Genomic DNA, 16,962 nt, shown 5'->3' with positions numbered 1-16,962 from the left:
AGGCTGGCTGAGGGAGGGATTCCCCTGGCTGGCAGGTGTCACGGTACGGACCGTGACGGGTGTTTCGTGTGGTTCTACTTGGTCAGGATCAGCTTGTCGTTCGCGGTGCGGCGCAAGGTGTACCACTCGCCACGGTGGCAGATGCGGATCTGCCGCGCGGGTCCCAGCAACTGTTCGCTGGCGATCTCGCGCGGGCCCGTCTGCTCGCGGGCGGCGGGCTTGACCGATTCAGAAGAGCCGGAATTCATCGTTCCCCCTCCGGTTCGGAGACGAAGGCCATGCGGCCCACCCCGGACTGGCGCACCTCGGCCATCACCCGGGCCAGCCGCTCGTAGCGGGTGTCGCGGTCCGCGCGAAGGTAGATCGCGACGTCCGGTTGTGTCTCGAGCACATCGCGCAGGCGCGTCGGGAGCTTCTCCAGCGCAATCGGCTCGTTGTTCCAGTAGAGATCGCCTCCCCCGTCCAGCGCCAGGGTGACGCTTTCGGGCAGTTCGTCCACCGGCTCGCTGGTGGCCTGAGGCAGGTCCATATCCACCGAGTGTGTGATCACCGGTGCGGTGATGATGAAAATCACCAGCAGTACCAGCATCACGTCCACCAACGGGATCACGTTCATGTCCGACATCGGCTCGTTGGAATCACCCATGCGTCCAAAGGCCATCGCTCATACCCCCTGATGCAGGCCGTCGTCCGGCAGCGCATGCGGATCGGTACGGCGGTCGCGGGCCTGGCGTGCATTACCCGGCATCAGGTCGGAGTGCATCAGCAGGGCATGCACATCATGCGCGAAGGCCTCGAAATCCTGGTGCAGCAGACGCTGGGAACGATTGAAGATATTGAAGAATGCGACCGCCGGAATGGCCGCGGCCAGACCGGCGGCCGTCGCCACCAGGGCCTCACCGAGCGGCCCGGCGACCAGGTCCATGGATACCGACGACTCCTGCGAGATGTCGATCAGCGCGCCGTGGATCCCCCAGACCGTACCCAGAAGCCCGACGAACGGTGCCAGCGCCCCGACCGAGGCGAACACGATGTTGCCGGCCTGCATGCGCAACAGCTGGCGGTCCATCGCCTGGCGGATTCGGCGCACCACGTGGTCGTCCAGACGCTGCTCGGCCTTGTCCGAGCCATCCCGCACACCGCGATAGTCGTCGAACGCCGCGAACGCCTCCTGGCCGATCGCCGCCAGCGGACCGCGCTGATCACGGATCGCATCGTGAAAGGCCGGCGCCGTCTGGCTCGCATCGAAGGCCTCCAGCGTCGCGCGGTTGTCGCGGCGCACACCGAACAGCGTGAACAGCTTGCTCGCGGCAATCGCCCAGGTCGCCACCGACATCACCAGCAGGACCAGGAAGACCGCGATCAGCACCGGGTCGCCATGGCGAAACACGTAGAAAACATCGAACTCGTTCATGCAGTCATCCTCGACGGCGCCCCTGCGGCGGGGCTCACGCGTTTATCGAATCGAAAATTCCATTGGCACTAGGACCACGCCCTCCACCGCGCGGCCGCCACGGCGCGCCGGCTCGAACTCCCAGTGCTCGATCGCTGCCTGAGCGGCCTCGTCCAGACGCCGGTGGCCACTGCTCTCCTCCACCGACCAGTCCAGCGGCTGCCCCTGCGCGGAAACCCGGACCCGCAGGAGCACGGTCCCCTCCTCGCCACGACGCAGCGAGATCCGCGGATAGTCGGGCGGCGGATTGCTCAGGTAATCCGCCCCGAAACCCGGCTCCTCGAAGGGCTCGTCCTCCTGCCCCGCCGGCCCACTGGCGGTCGCGCCCGTCTCCGCCTCCTCGACCCGCTCCGGGGTGAATCCGGCCGGCTCTGGTTCCGGCTCTGGTTCCGGTTCTGGCTCCGGTTCTGGCTCCGGTTCTGGCTCCGGTTCTGGCTCCGGTTCTGGCTCTGGCTCTGGCTCTGGCTCCGGCTCTGGCTCTGGCTCTGGCTCCGGCTCCGGCTCCGGCTCTGGCTCTGGCTCTGGCTCTGGCTCTGGCTCTGGCTCTGGCTCTGGCTCTGGTTCCGGTTCCGGTTCCGGTTCCGGTTCCGGTTCCGGTTCCGGTTCCGGTTCCGGTTCCGGTTCCGGTTCCGGTTCCGGTTCGTCCAGTGTCTCCGCAACGGCCTCGGGTTCAATCGCCGGCTCGCCCGGCAGGACGCTATCCAGATCGACCCAGTGGGCCTCCATGCCACCGCCCCGGGTGCCTATGGATTCCGGCTCGGCATCGCGCATGACCCAAAGCGAACCCAGCACTCCGGCATGCAGCGCGAAGCTGGCGGCCACCCCCAGCGCCAGCGTTCGCCGGCGTCCGGGGGGAGTTGTGTTCGTACGTTTGGCCATCATCGAGCACGCTCGCTGCAAGGACTGGACACCTTCAGCCGGGTCCGGTGATCGTGGCGGGCGCGGAGGATGATCCGGTCGCCGTTGCCATCAACGGAGGGCACCCTATACGGAATGAGAATGGTTTGCAATATCACTATCGGAAATGAAGCCCCGAGCACGGCACATCGGGCGGGCCCGGAACGAAAAAACCCGCCCCGGCGGCACCGGAGCGGGTCGGACTGGCGAGCCTTCACGCCTCGTGGTCAGGCCAGCGTGGCGCCGGCCCGGCACGCTCAGTGCTGGTGACCGCCCTCGCCATGGGCGTGGCCGTGCTCCAGCTCTTCGGCGGAGGCCTCGCGGACCTCGACGATCTCGACGTCGAAGTTCAGGGTCTCGCCGGCCAGCGGGTGGTTCCCGTCGACCGTGGCGGTATCGCCCTCAACCTTGGTCACGGTGACGGTCAGCGGGCCGTTTTCGGTCTGCGCCTGGAATTGCATGCCCGGCTCGACGGATTCGACGCCCTGGAACGCATCCATCGGGATCTCCTGGACCATGGCATCGATCTTCTCGCCATAGCCTTCTGCCGGGGAGACCTTGGCCTGGACCTTGTCACCGGCGGCCTTGCCTTCCAGCTCCTTCTCCAGGCCCGGGACGATCTGGCCGTTCCCGTGCAGGTAGGCCAGCGGCTCGCGGCCTTCGGAGCTGTCGATCTTCTCGCCAGCGTCGTTGGTCAGGGTGTAGTGGATGGCCACCACGGCGTTCTGCGCGACTTGCATGGGCTTTGCCCTCTTAATACATGAACTTGTAAGGGTAACGCGGAACAGGGCCGCGCGTCAGGTCCACCCGCCGGCGATACGGTTTCCGGCGGGTGGCCAATCGGGTCAGGCGGCCTTCTGCAACAGGAGGCGATTGAGCCGCGCGACGAACCCGGTCGGGTCCTCCAGTTGCCCGCCTTCGGCCAGCAGGGACTGCTCGAACAGCAGCGAGGCGAGGTCGTTGAAGTCTTCGCCCTCGGCGGCCTTCAGTCGCTCCACCAGCGGGTGCCCCGGGTTGACCTCCAGCACCGGCTTGCCGGAGAAGGTCTCCTGGCCAGCCTGCTTGAGCAGCTCCTGCAGGTACAGCGCCATCTCGTGCTCGCCGAGCACGATGCAGGCCGGAGACTCCACCAGCCGCCGCGAGGCGCGCACACTGTCGACCCGATCGCCCAGCGCCTGCTGCAAGCGTTCGGGCAGATCGCCCAGATCGTCGTCGCCCGCCGGCTCGTCGCTACCACTCTTCGGGTCTGCCTCCTCGCCGATGATCTTGTCGAGGTCCAGGTCGCCCTTGGCAACATTCTTGATCGCCTTGCCATCGAACTCGCGCAGGTGCGACAGCAGCCATTCGTCGACCCGGTCGGACAGCAGCAGCACCTCGATCCCGTGCTTGCGGAACACCTCCAGATGCGGGCTGTTGCGCGCGGCGGAGGCATTATCGGCGGTGATCACGTAGATCGCCTCCTGACCGTCCTTCATGCGCTCGATGTAGTCCGCCAGCGCCACGTTCTGGGTGTCGTCACTATTGTGCGTGCTGGCAAAGCGCAGCAGCTTCGCGATGGTCTCCTGATTGGCGAAGTCCTCGCCGGGGCCTTCCTTCAGCACCCGCCCGAAGTTCTTCCAGATCTCGGCGTATTTCTCGGGTTCGTTGTCGGCGATGGACTGCAGAAGCCCGAGGATCTTCTTCACCGAGCCGGAGCGGATCGAGTCGACCAGGCGGTTGTCCTGCAGGATCTCGCGCGAGACGTTCAGCGGCAGGTCGGCCGAGTCCACCACACCGCGCACGAACCGCAGGTAGTTGGGCAGCAGCTTTTCCGCGTCGTCCATGATGAACACGCGCTTTACGTAGAGCTTGACCCCGTGACGGGCATCGCGGTCCCACAGATCAAACGGGGCCCGCTTCGGGATGTAGAACAGCGTCGTGTACTCCTGGCGCCCCTCGACGTGGTTATGCGTCCAGGCAATCGGGTCCTCGAAGTCGTGCGCGACGTGCTTGTAGAACTCCTGGTACTCCTCGTCGCTGATCTCGCTCTTCGAACGGGTCCACAGCGCGCTGGCGCGGTTGACCGTCTCCCATTCATCGGTCGGGTTGCCCTCGTCATCCGACTTGCGCATGCGGATCGGGAACGCCACATGGTCCGAATACCGCCCGATGATGTGGCGCAGGCGCATGGGCTCGAGGAATTCGTCGGCGTCTTCCTTCAGCGTCAACGTAATCTCGGTGCCAGCCTCGGTGCGCTCGCAGGCAGTGATGGTGTATTCGCCGTCGCCCCGTGACTCCCAGCGGGTACCCGCATCCGGCTCACTGCCGGCTCGGCGGGTCTCCAGGCGCACCTCATCGGCCACGATGAACGAGGAATAGAAGCCCACCCCGAACTGGCCGATCAACTGCGAGTCCTTTTTCTGGTCCCCGGTCAGCTTCTCGAGAAACGCCTTGGTGCCGGAACGCGCAATAGTCCCGATATGCTCGACCACCTCGTCCCGGGACATGCCGATGCCGTTGTCGCGCACCGTCACCGTGCGGGCCTCCGGATCCACCTCGACGTCGATCGCCAGTTCCGCCGGCTGCGGAATCGCCTCCGGCTGGGCCAGGGCCTCGAAGCGCAGCTTGTCACAGGCATCGGCGCCATTGGAGATCAGCTCGCGCAGGAAGATCTCGCGATTGGAGTACAGCGAGTGGATCATCAGCTGCAGGAGCTGACTGACCTCGGTCTCGAAGCGGCGGGTCTCGGGTTGCGGTGCGGTCTGGGTTTCACTCATGGCCTGCTCGTCCCTTGATTGGTCTCGACACGTCGCAAGGTTGGGTCGCCCGTGCCGTTTTCAAGGACAGCTGCCTGGTAGAGCCCACCGGCAGCCTCCGGATCCAGGACCTGCCACACCGGCGCCAGCAGCTCGGGGAGATGCGCCTCCAGTTGCCACGGGGGCCGCAGCACCAGCATCCCGGAACCCGCCAGCCCCATGTGGCGTTCGGGGTCAGGCGCGATGCGCAGCTCGCTGGACAGCCACGGATCCTCCAGTTCGGCTCTTAAGTGCTCGCGCATCGCGTGATCCGGCCGGCCCGCGAGGATCGGATACCAGATCAGGATGATCCCCGTGTTCCAGCGCCGGCGGATCGTGGTCACCATCTCGGCCACTTCGCGATACTCGGCCCCGCGCTCGTAGGAGGGGTCCAGCAAGGCCAGGCCACGGCGCGGCTCCGGGGGAAACAAGGCCCGCGCGGCCTCGCGCGCGTCGCGTTTGTGCACGTGACAGCGCGGATCCCCCGCCAACCGCGCCTGCAGACGTTCGTATGCCTCGGGATGCAGCTCGCAGGCGATCAGTTGATCGCGTTCGCGCAGCCGCGCCCGGATCAGCAAAGGGGATCCCGGGTACTCCGTCAGACGCGGGGGCCGGGGTTGCATCGACCGCAGCGTGCCGAGGAATTCCCGCACGCCCGAGGGCAAGGGCTGTTCCGTCGCCCACAGGCGGGCGATACCGGCCGCGGCCTCGTCGGTCTTGCGCGCCCGCGCACCGGTCAGGTCGTATCCGCCGGCACCCCCGTGCAGGTCCAGTGCCACGAAGGGCTTGTCGCGACCGCGCAGGGATTCCAGGATCTGCCAGAGGACCAGGTGCTTGTGCACATCGGCGAAATTGCCGGCGTGATAGTCGTGTTGGTAGCTGAGCATGCGTCCCTCAAACAAAAAGCCACCGCGAGCGTACCCGCGGTGGCTCAAGAAGGGCAGCCGATAGCGACCGCCCTCGACCGTGTGACCGGTTTACTGGTTGACCGGAGACTCCGGGTCCAGCAGATACGCCATCACGTGCGCGATCTGCTCTTCGGTCAGGAAGTTGTTGTGGCCAAAGCGTGGCATCTTGGTGCACGGGAAGTACTGGTGGGGGTTGGACACCACCTGATGCACGTAATTCACGACCGAGCTGTCGGTTCCACGGGTGGCCCCGTAACCCGCCAGGCTTGGGCCCAGCGTGCCGTAGAGCTCCTCGGCTGGATCCATCTGGTGGCAGGCATAGCAGTTGCCGCCCGGCTCGCGGGTACCGTGGTCGTCATTGCGATGACCGATCCGATAGCCGTAACCGGAACGCGCCAGCTCGGCACCCCGACGCCAGTTCCCCAGGCGCGGGCCGCCCGGCGGCTCTTCGTAGCTCTCGCGCGCCATCGCGATGACCTCGCCGGCCGTATCGGCATCCGGCTCGCCTTCGAGCGAACAGGCCGCCTGGATGCCATCCTGGACCATACGGTCCCGGGCTGATCCACCCTCCTGTGCCTCCTGCTCGAAGCTGTAGCTGTCCGTCTCCAGCACGAGGTATTCCGCATACTCTTCGGCGGTCATCGCCGTAATATCGACTTCGCCGCCTCGCTCGCCCATCCAGCCGTCGCAGCCTGCAATCAGCGCCGTCGACGCCACGATGGCCAAGCTCGCCCCCACTGTTTTGTTACTGAGCATCCCTGATATCTCCTCTTGCGTCGGCTGTTGCCGCTTCTTGCCCGCGGTGAGACCAGCGCTTCAAGGCATTCGCCCGGCTGCCCTGATGGCTGGAGCGTCTCGTTCCCGCCCGGGACCCGCGCACGGACGAGAGGTCGAGCGCGATGGGACCCTTTTCTGAAGCCCCGCAACCTTGCGCGGGGACTCAAAAAAGGGCAGTCCTTGCGGACTGCCCCGATCCAGCAAACGAGTTACTGGTTGTTGACCGGCGACTCCGGATCCAGCAGGTAGGCCATGATATGGCTGATCTGCTCGTCGCTCAGGAGCTGGTGACGGTCGGAGTTGAAGCGCGGCATCTCCGTGCACGGGAAGTACTGGTGAGGATTGGAAATCACCTCGTGCACGTAGCGCAGCACGGCTTCGCTGGTACCACGGTTGGCACCGTAGTTCTGCAGGCTCGGGCCGATGGTGCCCTGCTCGGATACCCGCGGGTCGAACACGTGGCAGTTGTAGCAGTTGCCACCGGCTTCGCGCTGGCTGTGGTCATCGGTGTTATGACCCTGGCGATAGCCGTAGCCGGAGTCGGCCAGTTCGGCACCCTTGCGCCAGTCGCCCAGCTCGATGCTTTCCGGTGCCTCGTAGGACGCGCGCGCCATCGCGACCACACGGCCGGCGGTCTCGCCGTCCGGGTCACCTTCCATGGAGCAGGCCTTCTGCAGTTCATCCTGGGTCATGCGATCACGCCAGGTACCGCCTTCCTGCATCTCCTGATCACGGAAGCTGTCCGTCTCGAAGATGAGATGTTCGGCGAGTTCCTCGGCGCTCATCGCGGTGATGTCGACATCCGAACCCTTGCTCCCGTCGGCAACGGCGCAACCTGCGGTCAGGGCGACGGATGCGAACGCGGCCATGCCGGCCGCAACAGCATTCTTCTTAAACATACTTGGTGTCTCCTATTGCGTCCGTAGGTTACCGCTTCAGGTCAGGCAGGATGGCCGGTTCGCCACGCGCCGCATCGTTCCAGAACGAGATCAGCGCGGTGTTGACCGGGGTGTCCGCCTTGATACCGGCGTGACGCATCTGCCACACGCAACCACGGATACGGTGGTTCTGGCTACGCACGTTGTCGTGGCCAGCGCGGTGGGCGGGCCAGGAGACAGCCTTGGTCCATTCTTGGCCATTGCGCATTTCGGGCAGCACGGAGGCGCGGATCTGCTTGCCGGCATCGCCGTGGCAGGAGGCGCAGTTGAAGTCCATCGCGCCACCGCGGCGGAAGAAGAGCACCTCACCGGCGTCGCGCATGGCCTGCTCTTCCGGGTGATCCAGCGGCGGGTTCCACGCCATCCCGGAGGACTGGTGGGCGATATAGGTGGTCAGCTGCATGATGTCGGAGCCGTTGCCGTGCCGGCGGGCCACCGCGGGATCATCGCTGGTGAAGCCCTGCAGTTCCTTCATGCAGTGCACCAGGCGCATCTCGAAGTCCATTACCTTGCCGGTGTCTTCGAAGTAGCGCGGCAGCTCGACGTAAGCACCCTCAAGCTCGCCCGGGCCCTTGCCGAAGTCGCAGCCTTCCAGGGAGACGTTGTTCGGGCCACGCTCGGCGTAGAACAGTTCTTCGCCTTCGTCGACCAGCCACAGGGCGGGGTTGTCCGGCATCATCATGATGTTCATTTCACTCTGATGCAGGTAGGCGGAATCGGGATTGTTCTGCAGCAGGTTCTGCAGGACATCATTGGGGTCCTGCCACTCGCCAGCCTGAGCCGCAGCCCCAACAGCCATTGCTACGGGCAACGCAAGCAATGCTTTCTTGAACATGGAAACCTCCATCACACGGGTTTTTTTCGATGAAGCCCGGGACTGATCTGGCCCGGACCTGTGTAGCAGAGTGCTGAACCCGAGTCCGTGCTGTCAACACAAAAGACTATATTAGCGTTTCCTAAAAGTCTGTTTTTGAAAGGTTCTTGGGCTTCAACACCGAGGGGCAGACGGGGGACCACTCCAATCTATTCCCGGTTTTGGGAAATTTTTTCAGGCGCCGTTCAGCACGGCCCGGGCACGCAAGAAACTGAAAAAAGAGATGAAGATTCCCCGCAGGGGGAACAAAGCACGCAGACCAGCCGCCGCGGAGGCGGGAAGAATCACCGGGGGGACGGAAGGAAGGGAGAAAAACCGGCACGCGACGGGCGCCGGATCATTCGTGGTTCAGAACCCCCTCGTGCGCCAGCAACAGGCGCTTGACCTGGGCCAGCTCGCCCACCTGATCGCCTGCGTAGCCGCCCACATCATGGGTACGACGAAAGCGGGAGGACACGACCCGATGGCAGGGGATGAACAGCGGCCAGGGGTTGGCGCGACAGGCCTGCCCCACGGCGCGGGGCGCCGAGCCCACGCGGGCCGCAATCTCGGAATAGGTGCGGACCTCGCCGACCGGGATCTCCGACAGGGCCGCCCAGACGCGGCGCGCATGGGCACTGCCCGGCGGGACCGCGGGGGTCGGCTGCCAGGCGGACGCATCCCGGCCATAGGCGTCCGGGGCAAACGGTGGCGGGCGACGATCGGCCCCCGGGATGTCGGCCAGCGGGACCAACTCCCGGGGATCATCCGGGTCCTGCCAGTCGCAGGCGAGGAGCTCACCGTTCGCGGATTCCAGCCACGCAAAAGCCAGCGCGACTCCGGGGAGGAGACAGCGCTGGCTGCGGGTCGTCGATCCAGCCGACATCGAATAGCGAAAAGCCAGGGGTGACGGGGTCACGGCCATTTGCCGCACCCCGCCGGCCGGCGTTACTTCGCCGCCTTGACGTCTTCCTTGATGCGGGCGGCCTTGCCGGTGCGGTCGCGCAGGTAGTACAGCTTGGAGCGACGCACCTTGCCGCGGCGCTTCACCTTGATCTCGGCGATCTGCGGGCTGTGGGTCTGGAACGTGCGCTCCACACCGTTACCGTAGGAGACCTTGCGCAGGGTGAACGCGGAGTTGAGGCCGCGGTTGCGCACCGCAATCACCGCGCCCTCGAAGGCCTGCAGGCGCTCGCGGTCGCCTTCGCGCACCTTCACCTGCACCACCACGGTATCGCCGGGCCCGAAGGCGGGCACATCCGACTTCATCTGCTCGGCTTCCAGTTCCTGAATGACGTTATTCATTGCTCGACCTCAATCATCGCTTTCGGTGCGCGAGCCGCCTGTCCGGCCACTCACACGGTATTCGTCCAACAGGGCCGCATCCTCGGCCCCGAGTTCCAGCCGGGCCAGCAGGTCCGGCCGCCGGCTCCAGGTCCTGCCCAGCGCCTCACGGCGGCGCCAGCGGCGGATGGCGCCATGGTCGCCACCCAGCAGTACCGGCGGTACTGCCCGCCCGGCCACGGTCTCCGGCCGGGTGTAGTGCGGGCAATCCAGCAGCCCGGCACTGAAGGAATCCTGTTCGGCGGAGTCCGCATGCCCCAGGACCCCCGGGAGCAGACGGGCGCAGCCATCGACGACCGCCATGGCCGCGAGCTCCCCGCCCGAGAGCACGAAGTCGCCGAGCGACCATTCCTCATCGACCCGCGCCTCGATGAAGCGCTCGTCGATGCCCTCGTAGCGCCCGCAGACCAGGGCCACCCGGGGGCGCGCCGCCAGCTCGCGCAGCATCGCCTGCCGGATCGGCCGCCCCTGCGGGGTCAGCGCGATCACGTACGGGACCGCGTCCGCGTCCGCCACCGCCGCATCCAGCGCGGACGCCAGGGGCGCGTACTGCATCACCATGCCTGGCCCGCCGCCATAGGGACGGTCGTCCACGGCCTGGTGGAAGCCGGCGCCCCAGGCGCGCGGATTCCAGTATTTCAGGTCCAGCCGGCCGCGCTCGACGGCCCGCCCGGTCACGCCGGCTTCGCCAACCGCCGCGACCAGTTCCGGAAACAGCGTGATGACGTCGAAACGCACCGGCGCCGCTTAAAAATCCGGATCCCAGTCGACCCGCACGCAGCGAGCCTCCAGGTCCACATCCAGCACGTACTGCTCGCGCACCCAGGGGATCAGGCGCTCCCGGTCACCCCGGACCACCAGCACGTCGTTGGCACCGGTCTCGATCAAGCCCGAGATGGTGCCCAGTGCCGTGCCGTCGCGATTCTCGACCGCCATGCCCAGCAGGTCGGCCCAGTAGTAGGCGCCCTCTTCGGCCGGGGGCAGCCAGTCGCGTTCGATCGCGAGTTCGGCGCCGATCAACCCGTAGGCGGCATCGCGATCCGCCGCCTCGCGGAACTTCATCACGACGCCCGCGCCATGCGCGCGGCCGCCTTCGATCTCGACCAGGCGCCAGTCGTTCCCGTAGTGCATCCACAACTGCGGGAACTCGGTAATCGCGGCGCGCGGCTCGGTCTCGGAAAACACCCGGACCCAGCCCTTGACGCCATAGACCCCGGAGACACGCCCGACGCGGATGCGCTCACCCGCCTCGTTCATGACCGCAGCCAAGCGTCAGTACAGCGGACCGGACGACCTCAGGCCGCCGCGGACTGCTGCTTGCGGTAGCCCTTGACCAGGTGGTTCACGCGCTCGGACATGCCGGCGCCGTGACCCAGCCAGTAGTCCACGCGCTCGAGATCGATGCGCAGCGGCTCTTCCTGACCGCGGGCCACCGGATTGAAGAACCCGATCTGCTCCTTGTAGCCGCTATCGCGACGAGCGCGGGAATCGGTAACCACGATCGAATAAAACGGGCGCTTCTTGGCGCCGCGGCGTAGCAGGCGAATCGTAACCATGTAGTGTTGAACCCCGTGAGTCCGTTTTCTCGAGAAAACGCGCGATTATAACGAATCCGGCCAGCAACACAAGGGAAGCGGCAGGGCTCCCCACGGCTGCAAGCGGTCGTTCGCGCGAACCTTGACCATCAGCGGAACGGCATCCCGCCGCCGGGGCCACCCATACCCCCCATGCCGCCCATCTTGCCCCCCAGGGCGCGCATCATCTTCGACGCGCCGCCCTTGGAGAACTTCTTCATCGCCTTGCTCATCTGGGTGTGCTGCTTGAGCAGGCGGTTCACGTCCTGGATCTGGGTGCCGGACCCGGCCGCGATGCGCCGCTTGCGCGAGCCCTTGATCACGTCGGGATGGCGGCGTTCGTGCTCGGTCATGGACGAGATCACCGCCATCATGCGACCGATCTCCTTGTCGCTGGCCTGGTTCTTGACGGCGTCCGGCAGCTTGCCGCCACCGGGGAGCTTCTCGAGCATGGAGCTCATGCCCCCCATCTTCTGCATCTGGCCCAGCTGGTCGCGCAGGTCGTTCAGATCGAAGCCTCGCCCCTTCTTCAGCTTGCGGGTCAGCTTCGCGGCCTGGTCCTGGTCGACCTGACGGCTGGCCTCCTCGACCAGCGACAGGACATCGCCCTTGCCCAGGATGCGCGAGGCGATGCGCTCGGGATGGAACGGCTCCAGCGCATCCGGGCGCTCGCCCATGCCGATGAACTTGATCGGCACCCCGGTGATCTGGCGCACCGACAGCGCCGCACCGCCGCGGGCGTCGCCGTCCGCCTTGGTCAGCACCACACCGGTCAGCGGCAGGGCCTCGCCAAAGGCGCGCGCGGTATTCGCGGCGTCCTGGCCGGTCATGGAATCGACCACGAACAGGGTCTCGATCGGGTCGATCACCTGATGCAGCGCCCGGACCTCGGCCATCATGTCCTCGTCGACATGCAGCCGGCCGGCGGTATCCACCAGCAGGACCTCGACCCCCTCGCGGCGGGCGCGGGCCACCGCGTCATCAGCGATCGCCTCGGGCTTCTGGCTGGTGTCGCTGGGATAGAACGTGACACCCACCTGCCCCGCCAGCGTCTCGAGCTGCTGGATCGCCGCCGGGCGGTAGACGTCGCAGCTCACGACCGCGACCTTTTTCTTCTCGCGCTCGCGCAACAGGCGCGCGAGCTTGCCAATGCTGGTGGTCTTGCCCGCGCCCTGAAGACCGGCCACCAGCACCACCGCGGGGGGCTGATGGGCGAGGTTCAGGGAGGCATTCTCGCCCCCCATGGTCGCGATCAGTTCGTCATGGACGACCTTGATCAGGGCCTGGCCCGGCGTCAGGCTGCCGATGACCTCCTTGCCCAGCGCCTTTTCCTTGACGTCCTTGATGAACTCGCGCACCACGGGCAGGGCCACGTCGGCCTCCAGCAGTGCCATGCGCACCTCGCGCAGGGCGTCCTGGATGTTGTCCTCGGTGAGCCGCGCCTGACCTTTCAGGCGCTTCATGGTCTCCTGCAGGCGGCTGGAAAGGCCGTCGAACATCGCGTGTCCTCTTCTGATCCGTGCGCGGGCGGCGGGCTTGGGCCGACCGCGGGACCGGACAGTATACCGGTCTCGCGGCCTTGCATGCAGGCCCGCCGCGGGGCGACCCGCAACCGCCGCCGGCATGTGCAATCCACCGGCATTGCAGCGATAATCCGGCGTCATGATCATTGCCACCGGACTCCTCGCCGTCGCGCTGTATCTCGCCACCGCGGGCTACCTGGCCATCACCGCCCGACGCCAGCCGCTGACACCCGGCCAGCCGCGAGCGGCCCTGGCCCTGTGGGGGCTGGGCCTGCTGGCCCACCTGGGCGCGCTGCTGCCGATGGTGCTCACCGAGGCCGGGCTCAACCTGTGCCTCGGCAACGCCCTGTCAGCCTCGCTGTGGCTGGTAGCCGCGCTGCTGTGGCTGACGAGCTGGCGCCATCCGCTGGCCATCCTCGGCGTGGTGATCCTGCCGCTGACGGCGCTCGCCGCCATGACCGCGCTGCTGTGCGACGGCGATACCCGCTACGCCACCTCCGCGGGGATCGATCTGCACATCCTGTTTTCCGCGCTGGGCTGGGCCTTCCTCGCGCTGTCGACCGCCCAGGCCGCGGTGATGGCCGCCCAGCATCGCGCGCTGCACAACCACCATGCCTCGGGTTTCGTGCGCGCCCTGCCGCCCCTTTTCTCGATGGAGGTGTGGCTGTTCCGGATGATCTTCATCGGCTGGCTGTTCCTCGGGCTCAGCCTGCTGTCCGGCCTGGTGTTCGTGGACAACCTGTTTGCCCAGCATCTGGTGCACAAGACCACGCTGTCGATCCTGGCCTGGCTGATCTTCTCCACCCTGCTGCTGGGGCGCTGGCGCCTGGGCTGGCGCGGCACCCGCGCGCTGGCCTGGACCACCGGCGGGTTTGTCGTACTGGTGCTGGCCTATTTCGGCTCCAAGCTGGTGCTGGAGGTCATCCTCGGGCGGATCTGAATGCCCCCGAGGCGGCTTGACACCCCGGCGCCCCTTGCCTGAAATGACCCCGACGACGCCACCGCGTCCGCCCCAACCCTGACCGCAGGCCGCGCCCTTGCAAGAGATCCCGCTGTCCGTCCTGTTCGGCGCCCTGGTGGTGCTGTTCCTGCTGTCCGCGTTTTTCTCCGGCTCGGAGACGGCGCTGATGGCGCTGAACCGCTACCGGATGCGCCACCGCGCGCAGACCGGCCACCGCGGCGCGCAACTGGCCGCGCGGCTGCTGGACAAACCGGACCGGCTGATCGGCCTGATCCTGCTGGGCAACAACTTCGTCAACATCCTGATCGCGCAGATCGCCACCTTCATCGGCTGGCGCCTGTTCGGGGATACCGGGGTCGCCATCGCCACGGGCGTGCTGACCCTGACCCTCCTGATCTTCGCCGAGACCGCCCCGAAGACCCTCGCGGCCCTGCACAGTGAGCGCATCGCCTACCCCGCCGCATGGGTCTACTCCGGCCTGATCAAGGTGATGTGGCCGGTAGTGTGGCTGATCAACCTGATGGCCAACGGGGTGCTGCGCCTGTTCGGCGTGCACATGAACGCCGGCCAGCGCGCCGCGCTGAATACCGATGAACTGCGCAGCGTGGTCTCGGAGGCCGGCGCACTGATCCCGGCCAATCACCAGCGCATGTTGCTGAACCTGCTGGACCTCGAGCGCACCACGGTCGAGGACATCATGATCCCGCGCAACGAGATCGTGGTGATCGACCTGAACGAGCCATGGAACGAAGTCGAAGACCAGCTGATCCACGGGAGCTTCACACGCCTGCCCGTGGTGGAAGGCGAGCTGGACCGTATCGTCGGCTTCATCCACCGCCGTGACGTGCTGCCCCTGGTCGAGCGCGACGAATTCGGCCCCGACGACCTGCGCCAGGTGGTAACGCCCCCGTATTTCATCCCCGAGGGCACGGCACTCAACCGTCAGCTGATCAACTTCCAGCAACAGAAGAAACGGATTGGCCTGGTCGTGGACGAGTACGGCGATATCGAGGGGCTGATCACCCTGGAAGACCTGCTGGAGGAGATCGTCGGGGAGTTCACCACCGACTCCCCGGCGATGAGCGACGACGTCCTGCGCCAGGAAGACGGCTCCGCCATGGTCGACGGCGGCATCCACCTGCGCGAACTCAACCGCGCCCTCGGCCTGGACCTGCCGCAGGACGGCCCCAAGACCCTGAGCGGCCTGATCGTCGAACACCTGGAGAGCATCCCCGAGGCACCGGTGAGCGTGAAGATCAACGGCGTGGTGATGGATATCGCCCAGATCAAGAACAACACCATCCGCACCGTGCGCGTGGTCGCACCGGACCTGCCCGCCACGCCCGACAACAAGGAAGCCTGATGGCGAAGGCAAAGACCCAGTACGTCTGCCGGGATTGCGGCGCGGTCAGCCCCAAATGGGCCGGCCAGTGCGGCGACTGCGGCGCCTGGAACACCCTCGAGGAGGCCACCCCGGCCGCCAGCGCCGGCCCGCGCGGCGGCTACGCCGGCGAGGCCGCCGGCATCACCCGGCTGGGCGAGGTCGAGCTGGCCGAGGTCCCGCGCACCGGCACCGGGCTGTCGGAGCTGGACCGCGCGCTGGGTGGCGGGCTGGTCCACGGCTCGGTGGTGCTGCTGGGGGGCGACCCGGGGATCGGCAAGTCCACCCTGCTGCTGCAGACCCTGGCGATGCTGCCGGTCGGCGACACGCTCTACGTGACCGGCGAGGAGTCGGCCCAGCAGATCGGCATGCGGGCCCGGCGCCTTGGTCTGGAGGTCGACGGGCTGCGCCTGCTCACCGAGACCCAGGTGGAGAACGTGATCGCCACCTGCGAGCGCGAACGCCCGCGAGTGCTGGTGATCGACTCCATCCAGACGCTCTACACCGCCGCGCTGCAATCCGCGCCCGGCTCGGTCGGCCAGGTGCGCGAGAGTGCCGCCGCCCTGGTGCGGCTGGCCAAGCAGCGCGGCATCACCGTGATTCTCGTGGGGCATGTGACCAAGGACGGCCAGCTCGCGGGGCCGCGCGTGCTGGAGCACATGGTCGACACCGTGCTGTATTTCGAGGGCGACCCGGACGGGCGCTACCGCATGCTGCGCGCGGTAAAGAACCGTTTCGGCGCCGTCAACGAACTGGGTGTGTTCGCGATGCTGGAGAACGGCCTGAAGGCCGTCTCCAACCCTTCCGCAATCTTCCTCTCCCGCCACCAGGGCCCGGTGCCCGGCAGCGTCGTGATGGTCACTCGCGAGGGCACGCGGCCGCTGCTGGTCGAGGTTCAGGCCCTGGTCGCCGAGAGCCATGCCTCGCAACCGCGGCGCATCACCGTGGGGCTGGAGCAGAACCGCCTGACCATGCTGCTGGCCGTGCTTCACCGGCACGGGGGCGTCGCCCTGTTCGACCAGGATGTCTTCATCAATGTGGTCGGCGGCGTGCGCATGACCGAGACGGCCGCCGACCTGCCGATGCTCGCGGCCGCGCTGTCGAGTTTTCGCGACCGGCCACTGCCGCAGGAGATGCTGGCCTTTGGCGAGGTCGGGCTGGCGGGCGAGATCCGGCCGGTGCCGAATGGCGAGGAGCGCCTGCGCGAGGCGGCCAAGCACGGCTACACGCGGGCCATCGCGCCGGCGGCCAACGCGCCGCGCAAGCCCATCAAGGGCATGGAGGTCGTCGCGGTCTCGCGCCTCTCCGAAGTCCTCGACGCCCTTTAGCGGCCAGCCCCGCCCCTTCCCGGCTGGTCCGCCGGTCACGTTTACGGTGCCTTCGGCTCACCGCCTGCCTCGTGGTGGCTGGTCCTGGTTCGGCCTCGGGTGTTTACGTGCCTTCGGTCCGCCGCCTGCCCGGCGCTGACTCGCCAGCGCGCCCCGAGTGACTTCTTTGCTCGTGCAAAGAAGTCACCAAGAAACACGCCCGACTGCCGCGACCCCGGCCCGCTGTGCGGGCCGGGGTTTCCCTCGCTCCG

Annotated in this window: 19 protein-coding genes; 3 read left to right on the top strand and 16 right to left on the bottom strand. The window is 66.9% G+C overall.

Annotated elements, in window-relative coordinates:
• Nucleotides 1-74: 74 nt before the first annotated feature.
• The 16 genes from hemP to ffh all read right to left on the bottom strand — a co-directional run bounded on the left by hemP (nt 75) and on the right by ffh (nt 13,017).
• Nucleotides 75-248 carry a hemin uptake protein HemP gene (gene hemP, locus D105_RS14435; RefSeq protein WP_018865782.1) on the bottom strand — a complete coding sequence of 58 codons (174 nt, stop codon included), beginning with the start codon at nt 246-248 and terminating at the stop codon, nt 75-77.
• Entirely contained in the window at nt 245-661 is a 417-nt protein-coding gene (locus tag D105_RS0101960; RefSeq protein ID WP_018877319.1) for a biopolymer transporter ExbD, read from the bottom strand. Before D105_RS0101960 ends, hemP begins: the two co-directional genes overlap by 4 nt.
• Nucleotides 662-664: 3 nt before the next feature.
• A complete protein-coding gene (locus D105_RS0101955; RefSeq protein WP_018865784.1) occupies nt 665-1,414 on the bottom strand; it encodes a MotA/TolQ/ExbB proton channel family protein in 750 nt (249 codons plus the stop codon).
• Nucleotides 1,415-1,456: 42 nt separating this feature from the next.
• Nucleotides 1,457-2,179 (bottom strand): energy transducer TonB, encoded by a 723-nt coding sequence (locus D105_RS14430; protein WP_081619265.1) that lies wholly within the window; start codon nt 2,177-2,179, stop codon nt 1,457-1,459.
• Between the two features lie 428 nt (nt 2,180-2,607).
• Nucleotides 2,608-3,090, bottom strand: a complete 483-nt coding sequence (locus D105_RS0101935) for a peptidylprolyl isomerase (RefSeq protein ID WP_018865786.1) — start codon at nt 3,088-3,090, stop codon at nt 2,608-2,610.
• Nucleotides 3,091-3,195: 105 nt separating this feature from the next.
• On the bottom strand, nt 3,196-5,106 hold the full coding sequence (gene htpG, locus D105_RS0101930) for a molecular chaperone HtpG (RefSeq protein ID WP_018877317.1): 1,911 nt from the start codon (nt 5,104-5,106) through the stop codon (nt 3,196-3,198).
• Nucleotides 5,103-6,011, bottom strand: coding sequence for a 23S rRNA (adenine(2030)-N(6))-methyltransferase RlmJ (locus D105_RS0101925; protein ID WP_018877316.1), 909 nt, complete (start codon nt 6,009-6,011; stop codon nt 5,103-5,105). The genes htpG and D105_RS0101925 overlap by 4 nt, the downstream gene beginning before the upstream one ends.
• 90 nt (nt 6,012-6,101) lie before the next feature.
• A complete protein-coding gene (gene soxX / locus D105_RS0101920) occupies nt 6,102-6,788 on the bottom strand; it encodes a sulfur oxidation c-type cytochrome SoxX (protein ID WP_018876084.1) in 687 nt (228 codons plus the stop codon).
• 230 nt (nt 6,789-7,018) lie between these two features.
• Entirely contained in the window at nt 7,019-7,708 is a 690-nt protein-coding gene (gene soxX / locus D105_RS0101915) for a sulfur oxidation c-type cytochrome SoxX (RefSeq protein ID WP_018877314.1), read from the bottom strand.
• 28 nt (nt 7,709-7,736) lie between these two features.
• A complete protein-coding gene (gene soxA, locus D105_RS0101910; protein ID WP_018877313.1) occupies nt 7,737-8,546 on the bottom strand; it encodes a sulfur oxidation c-type cytochrome SoxA in 810 nt (269 codons plus the stop codon).
• A 412-nt stretch (nt 8,547-8,958) separates the two neighbouring features.
• The gene (locus D105_RS0101905; protein ID WP_018876081.1) at nt 8,959-9,525 is read right to left on the bottom strand and encodes a methylated-DNA--[protein]-cysteine S-methyltransferase; all 567 of its coding nucleotides are present in this window, start codon (nt 9,523-9,525) and stop codon (nt 8,959-8,961) included.
• A 23-nt stretch (nt 9,526-9,548) separates the two neighbouring features.
• Nucleotides 9,549-9,905 (bottom strand): 50S ribosomal protein L19, encoded by a 357-nt coding sequence (gene rplS / locus D105_RS0101900; protein ID WP_018877312.1) that lies wholly within the window; start codon nt 9,903-9,905, stop codon nt 9,549-9,551.
• Nucleotides 9,906-9,914: 9 nt separating this feature from the next.
• Complete coding sequence (gene trmD, locus D105_RS0101895; protein ID WP_018876080.1) at nt 9,915-10,682, bottom strand: tRNA (guanosine(37)-N1)-methyltransferase TrmD; 768 nt, start codon at nt 10,680-10,682, stop codon at nt 9,915-9,917.
• A gap of 9 nt (nt 10,683-10,691) precedes the next feature.
• The gene (gene rimM / locus D105_RS0101890; RefSeq protein ID WP_018877311.1) at nt 10,692-11,201 is read right to left on the bottom strand and encodes a ribosome maturation factor RimM; all 510 of its coding nucleotides are present in this window, start codon (nt 11,199-11,201) and stop codon (nt 10,692-10,694) included.
• Nucleotides 11,202-11,239: 38 nt separating this feature from the next.
• Nucleotides 11,240-11,500 (bottom strand): 30S ribosomal protein S16, encoded by a 261-nt coding sequence (gene rpsP / locus D105_RS0101885; RefSeq protein ID WP_018865796.1) that lies wholly within the window; start codon nt 11,498-11,500, stop codon nt 11,240-11,242.
• Nucleotides 11,501-11,628: 128 nt separating this feature from the next.
• Entirely contained in the window at nt 11,629-13,017 is a 1,389-nt protein-coding gene (gene ffh, locus D105_RS0101880; protein ID WP_018865797.1) for a signal recognition particle protein, read from the bottom strand.
• A gap of 163 nt (nt 13,018-13,180) precedes the next feature.
• Here ffh and D105_RS0101875 point away from each other — a divergent pair, with 163 nt between their 5' ends.
• From D105_RS0101875 to radA, 3 genes are all read left to right on the top strand, one after another.
• Nucleotides 13,181-13,981 carry an inner membrane protein YpjD gene (locus D105_RS0101875; RefSeq protein WP_018877310.1) on the top strand — a complete coding sequence of 267 codons (801 nt, stop codon included), beginning with the start codon at nt 13,181-13,183 and terminating at the stop codon, nt 13,979-13,981.
• A gap of 97 nt (nt 13,982-14,078) precedes the next feature.
• Nucleotides 14,079-15,365 (top strand): HlyC/CorC family transporter, encoded by a 1,287-nt coding sequence (locus D105_RS0101870; protein WP_018876078.1) that lies wholly within the window; start codon nt 14,079-14,081, stop codon nt 15,363-15,365.
• Nucleotides 15,365-16,711, top strand: a complete 1,347-nt coding sequence (gene radA, locus D105_RS0101865; protein ID WP_018877309.1) for a DNA repair protein RadA — start codon at nt 15,365-15,367, stop codon at nt 16,709-16,711. Before D105_RS0101870 ends, radA begins: the two co-directional genes overlap by 1 nt.
• Nucleotides 16,712-16,962 lie beyond the last annotated feature (251 nt).

Source organism: Thioalkalivibrio sp. ALE28 (assembly GCF_000377425.1).
Lineage (GTDB): Bacteria > Pseudomonadota > Gammaproteobacteria > Ectothiorhodospirales > Ectothiorhodospiraceae > Thioalkalivibrio.
Note: the sequence above shows the minus strand (reverse complement) of the source record. Positions and strands in the feature narration are given on the sequence as shown.

Excerpts from the sequence above, each read along its gene's own strand:
- hemP (WP_018865782.1), bottom strand. The coding sequence starts at position 248 with ATGAATTCCGGCTCTTCTGAATCGGTCAAGCCCGCCGCCCGCGAGCAG.
- D105_RS0101960 (WP_018877319.1), bottom strand. The coding sequence starts at position 661 with ATGGCCTTTGGACGCATGGGTGATTCCAACGAGCCGATGTCGGACATG.
- D105_RS0101955 (WP_018865784.1), bottom strand. The coding sequence starts at position 1,414 with ATGAACGAGTTCGATGTTTTCTACGTGTTTCGCCATGGCGACCCGGTG.
- D105_RS14430 (WP_081619265.1), bottom strand. The coding sequence starts at position 2,179 with ATGGAGGCCCACTGGGTCGATCTGGATAGCGTCCTGCCGGGCGAGCCG.
- D105_RS0101935 (WP_018865786.1), bottom strand. The coding sequence starts at position 3,090 with ATGCAAGTCGCGCAGAACGCCGTGGTGGCCATCCACTACACCCTGACC.
- htpG (WP_018877317.1), bottom strand. The coding sequence starts at position 5,106 with ATGAGTGAAACCCAGACCGCACCGCAACCCGAGACCCGCCGCTTCGAG.
- D105_RS0101925 (WP_018877316.1), bottom strand. The coding sequence starts at position 6,011 with ATGCTCAGCTACCAACACGACTATCACGCCGGCAATTTCGCCGATGTG.
- soxX (WP_018876084.1), bottom strand. The coding sequence starts at position 6,788 with ATGCTCAGTAACAAAACAGTGGGGGCGAGCTTGGCCATCGTGGCGTCG.
- soxX (WP_018877314.1), bottom strand. The coding sequence starts at position 7,708 with ATGTTTAAGAAGAATGCTGTTGCGGCCGGCATGGCCGCGTTCGCATCC.
- soxA (WP_018877313.1), bottom strand. The coding sequence starts at position 8,546 with ATGGCTGTTGGGGCTGCGGCTCAGGCTGGCGAGTGGCAGGACCCCAAT.
- D105_RS0101905 (WP_018876081.1), bottom strand. The coding sequence starts at position 9,525 with ATGGCCGTGACCCCGTCACCCCTGGCTTTTCGCTATTCGATGTCGGCT.
- rplS (WP_018877312.1), bottom strand. The coding sequence starts at position 9,905 with ATGAATAACGTCATTCAGGAACTGGAAGCCGAGCAGATGAAGTCGGAT.
- rimM (WP_018877311.1), bottom strand. The coding sequence starts at position 11,201 with ATGAACGAGGCGGGTGAGCGCATCCGCGTCGGGCGTGTCTCCGGGGTC.
- rpsP (WP_018865796.1), bottom strand. The coding sequence starts at position 11,500 with ATGGTTACGATTCGCCTGCTACGCCGCGGCGCCAAGAAGCGCCCGTTT.
- ffh (WP_018865797.1), bottom strand. The coding sequence starts at position 13,017 with ATGTTCGACGGCCTTTCCAGCCGCCTGCAGGAGACCATGAAGCGCCTG.
- D105_RS0101875 (WP_018877310.1), top strand. The coding sequence starts at position 13,181 with ATGATCATTGCCACCGGACTCCTCGCCGTCGCGCTGTATCTCGCCACC.
- radA (WP_018877309.1), top strand. The coding sequence starts at position 15,365 with ATGGCGAAGGCAAAGACCCAGTACGTCTGCCGGGATTGCGGCGCGGTC.